This window comes from Runella sp. CRIBMP, assembly GCF_009905605.1.
Classification (GTDB): Bacteria; Bacteroidota; Bacteroidia; order Cytophagales; family Spirosomataceae; genus Runella.
Map to the genome: position 1 here is coordinate 21,337 of NZ_JAAAKZ010000010.1, position 14,910 is coordinate 36,246.

Genomic DNA, 14,910 nt, shown 5'->3' on the forward strand with positions numbered 1-14,910 from the left:
AGGCGCAAAGAAAAAGCTTACTTTCTTTGCGCCTTTACATGATTTAATATTGGCAGTTACTCTCCCGCGAGCATTTTGGCCGTTACTTCTTTTTCAATCGTAATGTAGCCAGGATAGTTAATTTGTGAATTACCGATGCCAAGCGTTGGCCGGAGCTTGATGGTCAGCTTTGAAGGCTGTGAACCCGCCTTGCCTGATAAATTTTCGACCATGTTCACAAACGCATCCCGCGCTTTGGAGTCGGTCAAGAGGCGGTAGGCGTTGGTGCTGAGCTGCATGGGCACACGGGTGGTGCCGCCGTTGGGCTGAACATCAATTCGCTGGTCCCAGAAACCAGTAAACACCTCATTTTCAGAAAGAAACACTTTGTATTCAAATTGATTGATTCCTGCCTGCTGTTTGGTCGGATTGGTCACATCCAAATTCAACCGAAGATTAAGCGGCACATCCTGACTCAACAACGCTAAGGCCAGCCTTGGCGACTTGGCCAAATCAAAATCCTGCATATTTCTGAATTGACGAACATCGATGCCCGCCAACGTGATGTTGTCGGCCGAAGCAATGGCGTATTTACAATCGCCCAGGGTTTTTGCTTCCGATATTTGTCGACTAACGGCGCATTGTTGAAAAAGCCCCGTCAACGCAATTCCGAGGATAAAAAGACTAATTTTTTTCATCTGTAACTTGTTCATAAAATCATTCTAAAAATGACCTATTAACGCGTTACTTGGCACAAAATTGCTATCGACAACAAGTTTCCTGTCCGTTGTTTCCTTCTCACGCAACCTATTTGCACACTTCTTGGAGCTTTTTTTCGGTGGCTACGTCAAACGCCTGCCGCTGCTCAGTTGTTTTATAACTTACGGCAAAGAGGCTATCCATGGTTTTGGTAATTTTTTCGGCCAATTGACCCGTCCGCAGTGTGTAGACCGTCTTGACCGAATCAATGTGCTGGCTTTGTGCGGGCGAAAGCGGCAAGTGATGCTTGGCCAATGAATCTTCCATGAACCGAATATCGTTGGCGGCGTTGAAGCGTTCTTCCTTCAATTGGCGAGCTTCACACTCCAAATTCGCCATTAATTGTACGTCCTTTTCAAATTGAGCATCATCATTTTTTTCACAACTCAATAGGCCTATACAACCGATTATTACCCAATAAAAAAGTTTAAATTTCATAGTGACAGGTAGTATTGAGCGTTACTTAATTACGGAAGGCCATTGGATGGATTTAACGACATTATCCCCAATTCCCCGGCCCATTTTCAAGCCGTTTATGTTGTCCATATCATAGTGGATACCTCCATAAAGGCGCGAATTAGCACATTCTTCGGCCATTTCGGCAAAGTTTGAGAATTTCCGGGGTGCAAAACCGTGCTGTACTTGTGAGCGGTCTGTCAGCGCGTATGTCCCATCGCCGCTGGTAAAAAGTTTCGTAAAAATGCGCTCTCCCACACCGATTTCGGTGGCGTGCCCAGAGGTATAAGCAGGAAAAGGGGGTGTTCCGATCACGGTTTTGAAATTGGGGTCAATATACCGCTGAATATACGTAACTGGACGTATCAGTGAATAGTCGTATTTGGCTTTCCAACAGGCAATAAAAGCATCAATTTCACCAATGCCCAGCATGGCATAGCCCACAACGGCCCGTTCAAGGGTTGAGTTGGTTTCTTCCAATAGCTGTGTCATGATATTGAACGTGTGCCCAGTAGGGGTACAGGTGGCAAATGGATCATCGGCCCAAAATTTGGCGATTTCGATTTGATCGGGCGTATTTTTGTTCACCTGCGTATAAACGTGAAATGCCTGTTTGAAAAAATCCGATTGGGTATCAAATGAAAATGGAATCGGCTTGGGCGGAGTGCCATACGTCATATTTGAAGCCAAAACGGGGCGGCATTTGTACCAATAAGGACTCAACGGGGTGAGGTTTTTGGCATCGGTTGGTTCCCACTTATCAATGCCCCTCACGGGAGTAAAAGGCCTCGAAAAAGGATTGAGATACGAATCATGGCCACCATCCGATTTGGAATATTCATAAATGGCCTTAGCCACGGCTTTCCCATGTTTCACCGATTCCTCTCGCAATATTTCAGAAGTGGTTTCGGCAAAAATCGACAAGTATTGCCCTTCCAACTCATTGATTTTGGCGAGATTGGCGGGGCTTATGTTTTTGTCAAACATAAACCGCATCATGTCGGCCACGGCGGAATTGACCACAATTCCCCAGTGGTAGCGCACATTGAGCGGTATCGCTACGGGCATATCTGCTGGAATCAACCGGTTGAGTTGACCCGCCAATGGCTTGGCATTCGGGATGCCACTGTACGCCGCTTCGTAGGCCGTAATGCCCACGTAGCCAAAAGCTCGTGAGGCTTGCGGAGGTAAAAACCCAGGCGTTTCTTTCACGATTCGGCATTCTAACTTAAACCACTCGCGCAGAAAATCTGCCGAATAATTGGACACATTATTGGGTTTAGACGGCTCTATTTCCGTACCCGTACACCCCGCAAAAAAAACAAGGCTGACAATAAAGTAAAAAAGCTTCTTCATAAGAGTTAGACTTAAATGACTGTTTGAGCAAGCACACAATGCCCATTTAACGTATACACTTCAATTACTATGCCAAAATATATCCTTAGCTTATTTTATATACCATAATAACAAGCGTTTTTAGTCATATTCCAGCAGTTCTTGTCTTTTCAAATATTTACCCCAACCGTTGCAACAATACTCCTTCCATCCAGTGGCCCAATCCACAGGCCAAGGTAAAATGTAGGGCATTTCGCAAAACGGCTTTTGTTTATTAAGTTATTGTCCAACAGCCGAAAAGTATATTTATTTATCAAATAAAAAGTCTTATTCAGGTCAACCAAACGGTAACTTGGTACCGTTGGCCGTGGCATTCACGGTGTTGAAGGCATCGGCAAATCTTCTACTTAGGTAGCTGTAAAGCAGGGTCGAGTTCAGCCAATGGCACATAAATTATATCCCATTTTGACTAACCCATTTCATTCGAATATTGCTTTGTGTCAGATTTTAATTTGGGGCAATTAATAGCTCACTGGATAACATTAAAAAGAGGAAAAAAATAAATTTTTCTCATGATTAAAATTTCAATAACAGATTAATAAATAGTGTGTTATGGCATAAACTAACTTACTGCATTAGCTTATTTAAACTGCTTGGTATCAGGATGAAAAGTCTGCCAACTGTGCCAATATTCTTGATATGCGTTGACTTTTAATAAATCAGGTCTGTCGGGGATGTATGATTTGCCGAGCAAGTTGTATGCACTGCCTCCATTATCAAACAAAGAATCATTTTTGACCGACAGTACTTGTCCAGGGGTAGCGCGGCGTAAAGCCGTAAAGCTCTTATTATCAGAGGCCAACACAACGGTGATGGGCAAATAACCGACCATGTCGTTGATGATTCGTTTCTTTAGCAACTGATTCCAATCGTAGGCTTTTACCCCGCTGCTCACCTCAACGCCCACCACCCACGATTTTTCCTGCCAAGAAGCCGAATCTCGCTTCGTAAGTTTTCCTTTCCGCTTGCCCGATTCATAATTGCTCAATGAATCATATTCTTCCCGAAACTTCGTATCTGGCTGCATGACCAAACTGTTGGGGTACAATGCCAGCCATTTGGCAAGCGAAATTTGCGTAATCTCCAATTCTGGCAGCGTTTGGCCTTTCAATTTCCCCGCAATGGCTTCGCCGTTGGCTTGCCGCCACCAACTCCCAGTGGTTTTATCCTCAAACATGGCATTAAAATGATCCATTCCTACAAGTCGAAAGGTTTCGGGCTGGCCATTTATCACAGGCTCAAAAACCCGCCCCGTGCGACAAACCGTGCAATAAGTAACAATGATGGACTTCCCGCCCAAAGTATCCCGTACCTGATGATGGTAACCAATAAACTGAATCGGATAGGCCCGCGCCTGACCGTTGATTTCAACGCCAATTACTATACGTTCCTTATCGACCTTATTTGCAGCGGCATTTTTAAAAGTCAAAACGGACGGTTGATAAAACATGGAATCGGCGGCCATTTCAAAATTGGCAGCGTAGGCCACGACTGAGACAGCCAATAAGGCCAAGCCCGCCCAAAACGCGCCCCATCGCCCCGCCCGAAAGGCTGGCAGCCCCCCAAGGAGTATCAAGCACCCTAATAAACTACGAAAAACCCACTTCCACGAATGCAAAAAATAGGCCACCTCAATGCTGTTCAAACGTTGACTCCCCGGCATAGGCATGATGAAATACACGTTGGCGATTTCAAACAAAAGGAGACCGGCTATGCCGATATAAAATAAATTTTTCATGTGTTTGACAAAATACATTTTATAAATAATCAACTCATTAACAAATTGTTATGCCATAGTTTTTGTAAAATCCTCCGACAAAATTGTCGGAGGATTCATGTTCACTTCAACCTATGCTTACTAAGTGGCTTGGGGGGTATACTCCCCTTCTGCCGAGTATCCTTTTTGCGTAATTCTTGCGGCACGGTAGCGGTAAATGTTGGGGTCAGACGGGGCAACCGTCGCCAAACCATCCACGTAGCGATTGAACATGCAAAAAGCCGCCGCAATCAGCACCGTATCATGAATATCTTTATCGGTAGCACCCTCATGACGGGCTGCTTCTACCTGCTCACTTGTTACATTTTTACCGCCTTTCTGCACACTCCCCGCAATGGCCAAAAGCGCCTTCATTTTATTGGTCAAGGGCGTTTGTTCATAATCCTCCTTTACGGCGTTTACAAACGACCAATCTTCATCACCGAGGTAAGCACTCGCCACCGCACCGTGTATTGTTTGACAAAATACACATTCATTTTGCGACGATACATAAGTCGCAATCAGTTCGCGCTCCCCCCGACTCAGGCCCTCGTCGGTTTGCAAAAGGGCATTAGCCAGTGCATTCATAGGCTCCGCCGTCTGGGGGCTGAATTTCATCGGGCCGAGGATTCCCGGCGCATTTTCGGGTACTTGAATATGTGGCATAATTGATTTATGGTTATCGTTTTGGTTAAAGGGCTAGGGATATTTGGGAGGAACATAACCCAACGTAGCCATGCGCTCGCCCATGGGTTCATACGCGCCTGGGTTGGTGGGTGTCAGTGTGGCCAAACCATCCACGTAGCGATTGAACATGCAAAAAGTAGCCGCAATCAGCACCGTATCGTGAATTTCGCGGTCGGTTGCTCCTGCCAAACGGGCATTGGCTACAATTTCATCCGAAACCGTTCGTGCATCCTGCTGTACACACTGGGCAATGGCCAAGAGCGTCTTCATTTTTTCAGAAATGGGAGCCGTTTGATAGTCTGCAATGACCGCATCCACGATTTCTTTATCGGTACCAAACAAATAACGGGCCGCCGCCGCGTGGCTACATGTACAAAAAGTACAGTCATTTTGCGAAGATGTAAAGGCCGCAATTAGTTCGGCATCCGCTTGACTCAGTGACGAATCGCCACGCAAAAGTGCCTCGGCCAATGCGTACAGCGCCGCGCCAGTATCGGGGCGATAGACCGCCAAACTGCGGATGCCCGGAAAACCTTCAGGTAATGAAATATGTGGCATGATTATACAAGTTTTGTAGATTAGGTGGAAGAAAAACAGGCCCATTAAGCAACAAGCCTGTTTGTACAATTATTAACCTATTATTTATGAATACTCTTATTATCAACAATTTATAACCAACAAACAACGACACTCCCCAATCACTTCCTACTTTCACGGTACATTTCGAATGCATCGCTTATTCATTGATTTTTGTCTCTCTACTGAAAAAAGCCCCCGCCAACGACACCAAAAAAGCGACTGAAAAAGTCAGTAGCGCGTTGCTGAGTCCGCCGAAAAAAGCCACCATAGCCCCCACAAAAAACACCGAAGTAGCCGTAAAAAAACGCCCGATGTTGAAGCAGAAACCTGCGGCCGTTGCCCGAATGACGGTCGGAAACAATTGGGGAATGTAGCCAGAAAGTGCCCCTTGACTAATGCCAAAAAACAACGACAGGCACGCCATTTCGATGTAGACAATCGGGCTGAAACTTCTGTTGGTCAAAAACAATATGAACGAAACCGACGCGCAACCCAAAAACGTGACAATGAGCGTTTTGCGAACACCAAGACTCTTTATCAAAAAACCCGAAAGTACGCCACCCACAATCCCACCCGAACCAAGGAGCATCATCGTAATACCACGTTCTTGTTGGCCGTTTTGACCCACCGGAAGGAGTGATTGAACCCACGTAGGTATCCACGAAAAAATACCCCACAACCCAATAAGTACCGAGCCAAATATGAGGGTACCGATGATGAGATTGGGCCGATTGTCAGCGTCCCACAATTCGGAGGTTTGTTTACGATAGGTTTGGCGACTACTCGCCCACGCGGCAGACTCAGGGAGGCATCGTATCATGGCCAAAGCGGTGCCAATGGGTATTATTCCCAACCAAAAAGCGTCTCTCCAATTCGCAAAAAAAACATTTAATCCGCCTGTGGTCACGATACCGATTGGAAATGCAACAGCCAAAATCCCCAGCGCAATAGGACGTGTACGGACGGGCCAGATTTCGGACAAATACACCGTCGAAATCAGCAATACCCCACCAATGCCCATCCCAGCGGCAAATCGGCAGGCAATGAGCGCATACCAATTGGGGACAAACACCGTCAGCAGTGTAGCTATTCCGTACAATCCAGTAACGAGCGCCAATGATTTTACGCGCCCAATGCGGTCACTGACTACTCCAAAGGTAAGCCCGCCAACGCCCCAACCGTACAGAAAGGCCGCGCCAATGTAAGCACCCACTTCGCCCAAATGCGCTTCAGATACAGTACCGCCGAGCAATTCAGGCACGGCCACGGGCAAGTACACCGACATGAGTGTTGCCACCGTTCCGCCAAATAAATAGCTAATCATGCACAACGCAAACGCTAAATTTTGCGAAACCGAAGGCCCAGCTGTTAGTTGCCCGGCCAACGGATTTATTTTATCGACTTTCATCATCTCAGCAACTCGTCAAAAGTCAAACTCACATAATATAATCCGCCCACCGCTGGCGAGCCAAAGGCCTGTACTACGTAGTTGTTGCCCAGATTCGACGCTCCTACTTTCACGATCGATTTCAGTTTGGGGAGCTTGTAAGACACCTGAGCATCAATCAAACTATAAGCAGGCACCAACCCTGGGCGGTTTTCGGTAAATGTTCCGTACCACTGAAAGGCGTCCTGCCAATGCCACGCGATGCTGAAACCCACTTTATCGGTCAAACGGGCGTTGCTAAATGTCACGTTGGTTTTCCATTTCGGTGTGTTGAACGCAGGTACATTGTTGGGATTGGCGTCCAAAATATTGAACTGCGCCCACGTAGCGTTGGCCCCCAGACGGTAGCCTTTGGCCAACAAAGCCGTTATGCCACCACTTGCTCCGTTGGTCGAAACCTTGTCGGCGGCGTTGGTATAAAGCTGGAATGTTTGGCGCGTTGTGGTGCTCAAAATGTCCTGCGCAGCCGCAGGATTGACCGTACCATCAGCCAAAAGGACGTTGGCGGTATTGGGACGAATCACCACTTGATTGATTAAAAAGTTGGTGTATTTGCCGTGGTAATAACTTATATCAAACAACAATTTGTTGTTCAACACGCCTTTATACCCAATTTCGAACGCCTGCAATTGCTCCGGGCGAATGTAAGGCACATTTGATTTGACTAACTTGTCTTTGTGCTTCGCAACCGCCTGAGGGAAAGGCGTTCCAGCGGCAGTCTCCTGACCAAACGCCGCGCCGAATGCGCCTACGGAAGCCGCCGTGAACGAATTTTCGTAGGCGTTGAGCCCTACGGAATTAGAAGGTGCACCGCCCAATAAAATCAACGGCCCAACATTCAACTTAATGTATTGATCCACCACGGTCGGATTGCGAAAACCCGTTTGGTAGCTTACCCGAATGTGGTGATTGTTGGTCGGGGAATAAACCGCTGAGGCCCGGGGGGTGAAATTGCCCGTAAAATTTTGGTTTTTGTCAAAACGACCCGATACCATCAGTTTCAATTTCTCCTCAAACAACGTTTTGGAGGCCTGCACAAAAGCACCGTATTCTTTAACCCGTACTTTATTGATTTTGTCGTCAAACAAAGTACCGTTTGTATTCATATCATAATAGCGAATATTGCCGCCCGCCTGCACGCTTAACCACGATAAATGAGGCGTAAAATCGTAGAGACCTTCGACGTGGTACATTTTGCACAAACTCAACACACCAGCCCCTTCGAGGCCGTACAAATGACTGTATTTGTCTTTGGCGGCTTCAAAAGCAGCTGTACCTGGCAACACCCTACCATCGTCGGCAAACGTCCGCGCTACGTCATGGTTTTGAGGCGCTATTCCGTTTATTTTTCCGTTGTAAGCCGCACCGTAGCGCTCAAACCAAGTGGCATCTGCTTTACCGATAGGCACCACATTCCCGCTCAAATCCTTCACCCAAGTACGATTAATGAATTGTCCCAAAGAGCGCGTATTATAGGCATTTTGCGAATTTTCAGCGACCGCGTAGGCCCGTACAAAAAAGTTAGCTCCTTTCAGTTCCACACGCTGCTGCGTAAACCGAAAATCCCGCAACATGTTGCGGCTGCTGCTGGTATAGTTGGCTGTTCCCTGATTAAAATTGATTTGATAAATAGCCTCCAATTTGTCAGAAATGCGGTAATGTGCCGCTGCATTGGCCTTAAAACTGTATACATCATAAGTGGTTACGTCTTTTTCGTAATAACCCGTACGCGATACCCGGCCAATGCCTGGCAACGTGGAAGCTACCTCGTCGCCATAGATATTCAGGCTATTTTTACCCGGGTTGGCTGCTCCTCGTTTTTCAGAAGGAGTATTGGGGTCAATGTCAGTATAATCCGTGGCGTACCAATCCGTTCCTTTGATATAGGATGCGTTTAGTTTAAACGCAAAACGATTATTGAAGGCTTTTGCGTAACGAACGGCGGTTTCAGAAAAGGGCTTAGCTCCGCCACCATTAGGATCATTGACGTGATTAATACCTACTTTTTGTTGTACAATCAATCCCTGATAATCAAACGGGCTTTTGGTTTTGGTCATGAGCAACCCATTAAAAGCGGCGGGGCCGTACAACGCAGATGCCGCCCCCGGAATCAATTCAATAGACTCCACATCCAAATCTGACACGCCGAAAAAGCTACCCGCTGGAAACCCCAATCCCGCCGATTGGTTATCGACACCATCCGTCAGTTGCAAAAAACGACTGTTGCCAATGCTGTTAAATCCGCGCGTATTTACTTGTCGTAGCGTCAGTCCACTCGTTACCATGTCTACTCCTTTGAGGCTATTGAGTGATTCAAACATGGTTGCCGCGGGAGCTTGTTGAATGGCGCGGGCATCCATTTTTTCAATGGTAACGGGGGTACGCAAGCTACTCTCTTCAATCCGCGAGGCCGAAACCACTACCTGATTTAGGTCAGCCGTACTTTCTTTCAACCCAATAGTGAGCGGTTCCGCAGACTGCACGTTTATTTCTTGGCGTTCGTAGCCAATCATTGAAATCACCAACGTGGACGGAACGCTTGTGTTAAGCTCAAATTTCCCGTTTCCATTGGTTACCGTACCCGTAATTTTCCCTTTCACCGCCACCGAAGCACCCACCAAAGGTTGGTGGGTCTCGGGGTCAGTAATGGTTCCCGTCAAGCGCGTTTGCTGCGCCTGAACGGGAGAATTCACGGCTAAAATATAGGTAAAGAATATAAAAAGGTAGAGTTGTTTTTTCATTTCAGGAATGGGTGCCCTTTTACCAAAAAGGGGTTAATTCGTTCATGTACAGGGCGTTTCCTTATACACAAACTGGTTGTATAAAATTTAATACGAGTAATCTTGGAAATTGTATTGGCTGGCTCTTTTCCTACACCTCATTAGTGGATTTAGGGGGCTGATGCCCGCCTGGAGGACGCATATATCCTCGCCCAACGATTCGTTCGCCCAAAGTTTCATAATAAGCGGGGTCGGTCGGGGCTACCGTAGCGAGTCCATCCACGTACTTGTTGTACAGGCAAAACAAAGCCGCAATCAACACCGTATCATGGATTTCAAGGTCAGTGGCTCCCGCATGGTGAGCGCGTTCGATGGCCTCAGGTGTAACGGATTTACCACTTTTTTGGGTAAGCGCGGCAATGTTGAGCAACGCCTTCATTTTGTCACTAACGGGGGCTGTTTCAAAATTCAATTTGACCAATCGGGCCGTTTCTGTCTCACCCAAAAGCATATCGGCAGCTTTGGTGTGGGCTGCTTCGCAAAAATTGGTACAGTTGCGTGAAGACACAATCGTCGCAATCAGTTCGCGTTCTCCCTGGGTCAGCGTAGATTCGCCACGCAATAAAATCTGCGTCAAATCACGAATCGGCAACGCCGTGTCTAGGCGGTATTCGAGCAAGCCAGTAATACCAGGCAAATGCTCGGGAAGTGGAATATGTGGCATAATTAAAGCATTGATTTTTAAGACAATAAAAAATACACGATTTACACTCCCACCGTTAAACAGGAATAAATCATTGTTTTTTAACCGTAAAAAATCAAGCTAATTCGGGAGGCGGTGAAACCACGCAATGGGCCCGAAAAAGAAGGGATAAGGTATTTTTCTGCAATGGTGCGGCATCGGATAGCCATTCTACTACATAATAGACGTGCAGATGTTGAAACGAAATATACTCTTTCAACAGCTGATTTGCCATGCTTTTGGAAGGTTGTGGACCGTTGGTCGCATGGTCGTGGATGTGTTTGTTGATGTGTTCGGCCAGCGCGAAAAAATTGGCGCGGGCATCGCGGTCGGGTTTGCAGGTGATATAGAGGGTATCGTTGAGCATAATTTGCTCGACCATTTCATAAAACTCATTGCCTACCTGCAATTTTCCTTGTACTGGCTGCGGAGCCGTCCAGCTGGTTTGATACGGCAACGAAACGGGCACTTGTACGGTAATGTACTCCTGGAGTAATGGCATTTCTGACTCATTCTGGGGTGCATCCAATGCCACATTGCCCCCCAACCAATAGACGACAGAATAGCCGACCATGTTGTAGACCAAAAGGCTGACGAGCAGTATGGAAACGAGTCTTTTCAAATGAATTAATTTTTAACCTGACGGGTCTTTCAAAGTCGTTTTCAGACCCGTCAGGTGCTCAGAAATGAGCCTTCTGTTGTATATATCACAATCCCGACCCATCGGCCTTGCCGCGCGCGATGGCGTAATTTCCAATGGTATTGCCATGTTTTAAGCCCATTTCACAGTCTACTCGGAAGTGAATCAAGCCATAAATCCGCGACACAGAGGCTTCGTCGGCCTGCGCTTTGAATTTCTCAGCCTGTTCGGGAAAGATATACCCCAAAACCGTAGCGGCCGCCGCCGAAAACGTAGAGTGACCAGAGGTATACGATGGGAAATTGGGCAATCCGACCGAAGTCTTCAAACCAAACTGCTGAGGGCGAGGAGTATAGTAGTAAAATTTCGCCTCCCAACAAGCAATTCCAGCGTCCATTTCGGCGGTTCCCAACAGCGCCAGCGTACGTGCCATCCGCACTTCACTGAAGCGTGCTTCGTGCGCGGCATTGGCCGCAGCGCGGTGCCAGTGGCCCGGAGGCGTATAGCTTCCCGCCCCGTCGGCCCAGTAGTTAGCAATGCGGGCCTGCTCGCGGGTTTGGGTTTTGTTGATTTTGCTCAATTCATCGAAATCTTTCTGCCACTCGGCCGAACCCACTACGTAAGGAATGGCGGGGCGAATTTGAGCTAACGTTGCTTTGTCAAAATTCCAGGTTTGTACGGCTCCGTAGTTGGGCAACATCGGCGGACGAATCGGAACTTCTTGGCTCAGCCACGTTTCTTTGATACCGCGACTTTTGGCGGCCTCAATCATTCCTGCCGTGAGCGCTTGGTTGTTGGCGGCACTCATTCCGTCGGTTCGGGCGCGGCCCATTACCTTTGCGGCCACGGCACCACCCAAAGCAGTACCTGCTGTCAGGTCACTTTGTACATTCATTCCCGCCCATTGGCGGGCTTCCAAATGCTCTTTCATTTTTGCTTCCAAATAAGGCACTTCACCCGGAAACATCGCTTTCAGTATCGTCACCGAAGCTGCTGCAACCACCGCATCTTCGGATGGATACGAAGGCAACGCCGAAACTGGCAACGCCACCCGAAGCGTAGCATCTACTTTTGACGGTGCCGCCCGTTTGTACTTGTATTTGTAATTCCAAGCCGAAACCAGCGCATCGTATTGAGCCACCGACAGATAAGCCAACGCCCGCGCCGTATAAGGGGGATTGGCAAACGGAAATTTAGGATCCGCCAAGGGGTTGGCCGCGTCAGGAACGGGATATTTTCCATCGGCGTTGGAAGCCGGTGGAATGTTGTAGCGCGCGGCCAATTCCCGCGCAATTTCGTTCCAACGATACACCGCACCTGCCCCCCAATAGACCACGGCTTCCTGTTGCTCTTTGGTGAGGGTGTTCGATAGTCCTTTCAACGCTGCCAATTCTGCTACGTACTCTGGAGAGGTAACGGAAGTAGGAGCTGGTACATTGATTTCTTCGGCTGAAGTAAGGAGGTATGTTTTCCACGTACCCGCTTTATCATCCACGTTTGCGGGCAAATACCCTACGCGTTGCGGCTCTTCAAGTGTTTTATCACACGCGACCATTCCTACGACCATGGCAAAAGCTAAACCGCTGTATTTTAGAATATTTGAAAACTTTTTCATTCTCTTGATTAAATTCAATTATGATTTCTTTACCCCAAACTGATAAAGTACTCCTACCATGTAGCTTGTGCTTTGACCCATATTGAGGCCATTGGTTACGTACCCTACGCGGGCATTAACTCCCAGCGCTTTCGGTTGAAATTTACCGTACCACCCCACCATCGTTGCCTGCATGTTATTGGTCGGGAAAGGCATGTCGTTACGACGGATATTATCGCCGTTGACGCAAGAATTTCGCTCAGCCCAGATTTCTGTCTGCCATTTTTGTTTTAATATCCCAATCCTCGCGCCCATGTCGTATGCGTTGGGCACTTTTACTTCGTTGGTATTATACACCCGGTCGTCGGCCTGATAGGCATCGCGGTCTACGTTGATATTGCTACGCCACATGTAAGTTCCGTGGGCAGTAACGTAAATCCCCGTTTTAGGATGGGTATAATTAGCCAAAATTCGGCCCGATACCACCCGGCATTGCAAGCCAATCGACATCGGCAGAAAGTCAGGAACATAGTTACCTAAAGGAATCATCAGACCCGCTAATCCATTGATAGAGAAACCTTTTACATCCACTGCTTTCACTTTCAGCCATGCGCCCAAATCTTGAATCCCTTTCTGCCCCATCAAGTTGCCCGCGCTCGTTTTGGTCCATACGTAAGGCAGGCTCAAAATAACATTAAAGCGGTCGGTGATGCCAATGGCCGGCATTACCATTACGCTCTGGGTGGTGTGCGTACCGATGTTGAGGTTTTCACGTTTGAGGGTATTTTCCCAGTATTGGTTCCAACTGGTGTGGGTATACATTGTCCCGATGCAGGCAGTTCCTTTCGGCATATAAATGGCATCGTTCGGCATTTGAGCGCGCAACTCTCCGCTCCACAGAGCAGTGAGAGTTGCGGCCAAAAGAACGTTAAGTAAAGTTCTTTTTTTCATCTTGTGTTACAAGTTAGTTTTATTAAAATCCCGCCCTTAACGAGCGACCCGTCGATAGATTATTTATTTAAAACCAACGGCTTATGTTCACTGATACCGAATAATCTGCGAAGGCGGCATCACCATGACGTACACCCAGCGGGTCAAGTTTGTCGGAATAGCTTTTGATACGATTACGATAAAGAGCGTAAGGGACGGTCACCGCCGCCGAAAACTTGCCTTTCATGTACGCTACACCCGGCTCGACGGAAACAATATACCCAGGGCGACGGAAGCCTTTACTCCCTCCAAACACATCCGACGAAGGCACCCCTTCTACGCGCCCGCCGAGCATCACCGAAAGCCCTCTTCCGAGGCTTTGGCTCAGGCCGATACGTCCCGCAAACTGGTCAGCAACGGAAAAATACCCCGTTACTAAATCAATGGTGGTTGCCTCTGGGCTGCGCAGTACGTTGTTGGTTTCTTTGGGATTGAACAGATAATAACCATTAAAATACGCCGTCAGTGATTTAGTAATCTGGCCATAACCCTGTAATTCAAGACTGTAGCCCACACCGCCATCTCCCAACTGAATCGACTGGTCGACAGGTTTATTGATTACATAATCCTGCTTTTCTTTGTTAAGCTTATGAAAATCACCCGTTACGCCCGAATTACCCGTTGGAAGTTTAACTCCCGCGCCTAATGCAAAATTGAATTTGGGTAATTTATACGGGTTTCTCATCCAATACGTAGCCGATATGCGCATGTCTCCAATACCTTTTGAATAGGTATGAAAGCGTTTTTGGTCAGGATTGGCACTAACGGAATTGCCATAATGCTCGTACAAAGACGAGCGGTCGTTGTATTGAATGGGTAAATTTACCGCAAATGACAGCCGCGCGTTGGGTTGATAACTAATCCCCAAATCGAGGGCGTGCGACAGGTTGATTACTTCGGTATTTTGTTCCAAACGCTCATGTTGCTCAACGTCTCCTTTATAGTGACGGAATGAACGAAAATAGCGGTAGCCCGTGCTGATTTGCCATTGGCCGTTTTTTTGTTTGAAATATTCAGCCGACGACAGTGAGTTGGCAGCGGTACAGCTCATGTGCCGAACAGCGACACAGCCTTGAGAAAAACTTTCGGTAACAAACAACAAAGAAGCTAACGTGTATAATATACGTTTCATATTCTAAATGCGATAATAGGTTATAAATAGATTC

At 47.4% G+C, this 14,910-nt stretch carries 13 protein-coding genes; all 13 read right to left on the reverse strand.

Annotated elements, in window-relative coordinates:
- Window positions 1-56 precede the first annotated feature (56 nt).
- Window positions 57-677 carry a hypothetical protein gene (locus GVN20_RS20355; protein WP_114069128.1) on the reverse strand — a complete coding sequence of 207 codons (621 nt, stop codon included), beginning with the start codon at window positions 675-677 and terminating at the stop codon, window positions 57-59.
- Window positions 678-786: 109 nt separating this feature from the next.
- Window positions 787-1,176: a hypothetical protein gene (locus GVN20_RS20360; protein ID WP_166560121.1), complete on the reverse strand. Its 390-nt coding sequence runs from the start codon at window positions 1,174-1,176 to the stop codon at window positions 787-789.
- Window positions 1,177-1,197: 21 nt separating this feature from the next.
- Window positions 1,198-2,550 carry a vanadium-dependent haloperoxidase gene (locus GVN20_RS20365; protein ID WP_166560122.1) on the reverse strand — a complete coding sequence of 451 codons (1,353 nt, stop codon included), beginning with the start codon at window positions 2,548-2,550 and terminating at the stop codon, window positions 1,198-1,200.
- 619 nt (window positions 2,551-3,169) lie between these two features.
- On the reverse strand, window positions 3,170-4,327 hold the full coding sequence (locus tag GVN20_RS20370; RefSeq protein ID WP_166560123.1) for a DUF3179 domain-containing (seleno)protein: 1,158 nt from the start codon (window positions 4,325-4,327) through the stop codon (window positions 3,170-3,172).
- A gap of 120 nt (window positions 4,328-4,447) precedes the next feature.
- Window positions 4,448-5,011, reverse strand: a complete 564-nt coding sequence (locus GVN20_RS20375; RefSeq protein ID WP_166560124.1) for a carboxymuconolactone decarboxylase family protein — start codon at window positions 5,009-5,011, stop codon at window positions 4,448-4,450.
- 33 nt (window positions 5,012-5,044) lie between these two features.
- Window positions 5,045-5,590, reverse strand: coding sequence for a carboxymuconolactone decarboxylase family protein (locus tag GVN20_RS20380; RefSeq protein WP_166560125.1), 546 nt, complete (start codon window positions 5,588-5,590; stop codon window positions 5,045-5,047).
- A gap of 178 nt (window positions 5,591-5,768) precedes the next feature.
- Window positions 5,769-7,022 (reverse strand): MFS transporter, encoded by a 1,254-nt coding sequence (locus tag GVN20_RS20385; protein ID WP_166560126.1) that lies wholly within the window; start codon window positions 7,020-7,022, stop codon window positions 5,769-5,771.
- Window positions 7,019-9,799, reverse strand: a complete 2,781-nt coding sequence (locus GVN20_RS20390) for a TonB-dependent receptor (protein WP_166560127.1) — start codon at window positions 9,797-9,799, stop codon at window positions 7,019-7,021. The genes GVN20_RS20385 and GVN20_RS20390 overlap by 4 nt, the downstream gene beginning before the upstream one ends.
- A 130-nt stretch (window positions 9,800-9,929) precedes the next feature.
- The gene (locus GVN20_RS20395) at window positions 9,930-10,502 is read right to left on the reverse strand and encodes a carboxymuconolactone decarboxylase family protein (protein ID WP_166560128.1); all 573 of its coding nucleotides are present in this window, start codon (window positions 10,500-10,502) and stop codon (window positions 9,930-9,932) included.
- 94 nt (window positions 10,503-10,596) lie between these two features.
- Window positions 10,597-11,142 (reverse strand): hypothetical protein, encoded by a 546-nt coding sequence (locus tag GVN20_RS20400; protein WP_166560129.1) that lies wholly within the window; start codon window positions 11,140-11,142, stop codon window positions 10,597-10,599.
- Window positions 11,143-11,227: 85 nt separating this feature from the next.
- Window positions 11,228-12,775, reverse strand: coding sequence for a phosphatase PAP2 family protein (locus GVN20_RS20405; protein ID WP_166560130.1), 1,548 nt, complete (start codon window positions 12,773-12,775; stop codon window positions 11,228-11,230).
- Window positions 12,776-12,793: 18 nt separating this feature from the next.
- Window positions 12,794-13,705 carry a hypothetical protein gene (locus GVN20_RS20410; RefSeq protein WP_166560131.1) on the reverse strand — a complete coding sequence of 304 codons (912 nt, stop codon included), beginning with the start codon at window positions 13,703-13,705 and terminating at the stop codon, window positions 12,794-12,796.
- A 67-nt stretch (window positions 13,706-13,772) separates the two neighbouring features.
- On the reverse strand, window positions 13,773-14,876 hold the full coding sequence (locus GVN20_RS20415) for a hypothetical protein (protein WP_166560132.1): 1,104 nt from the start codon (window positions 14,874-14,876) through the stop codon (window positions 13,773-13,775).
- Window positions 14,877-14,910: the final 34 nt, after the last annotated feature.

Excerpts from the sequence above, each read along its gene's own strand:
- GVN20_RS20355 (WP_114069128.1), bottom strand. The coding sequence starts at position 677 with ATGAAAAAAATTAGTCTTTTTATCCTCGGAATTGCGTTGACGGGGCTT.
- GVN20_RS20360 (WP_166560121.1), bottom strand. The coding sequence starts at position 1,176 with ATGAAATTTAAACTTTTTTATTGGGTAATAATCGGTTGTATAGGCCTA.
- GVN20_RS20365 (WP_166560122.1), bottom strand. The coding sequence starts at position 2,550 with ATGAAGAAGCTTTTTTACTTTATTGTCAGCCTTGTTTTTTTTGCGGGG.
- GVN20_RS20370 (WP_166560123.1), bottom strand. The coding sequence starts at position 4,327 with ATGAAAAATTTATTTTATATCGGCATAGCCGGTCTCCTTTTGTTTGAA.
- GVN20_RS20375 (WP_166560124.1), bottom strand. The coding sequence starts at position 5,011 with ATGCCACATATTCAAGTACCCGAAAATGCGCCGGGAATCCTCGGCCCG.
- GVN20_RS20380 (WP_166560125.1), bottom strand. The coding sequence starts at position 5,590 with ATGCCACATATTTCATTACCTGAAGGTTTTCCGGGCATCCGCAGTTTG.
- GVN20_RS20385 (WP_166560126.1), bottom strand. The coding sequence starts at position 7,022 with ATGATGAAAGTCGATAAAATAAATCCGTTGGCCGGGCAACTAACAGCT.
- GVN20_RS20390 (WP_166560127.1), bottom strand. The coding sequence starts at position 9,799 with ATGAAAAAACAACTCTACCTTTTTATATTCTTTACCTATATTTTAGCC.
- GVN20_RS20395 (WP_166560128.1), bottom strand. The coding sequence starts at position 10,502 with ATGCCACATATTCCACTTCCCGAGCATTTGCCTGGTATTACTGGCTTG.
- GVN20_RS20405 (WP_166560130.1), bottom strand. The coding sequence starts at position 12,775 with ATGAAAAAGTTTTCAAATATTCTAAAATACAGCGGTTTAGCTTTTGCC.
- GVN20_RS20410 (WP_166560131.1), bottom strand. The coding sequence starts at position 13,705 with ATGAAAAAAAGAACTTTACTTAACGTTCTTTTGGCCGCAACTCTCACT.
- GVN20_RS20415 (WP_166560132.1), bottom strand. The coding sequence starts at position 14,876 with ATGAAACGTATATTATACACGTTAGCTTCTTTGTTGTTTGTTACCGAA.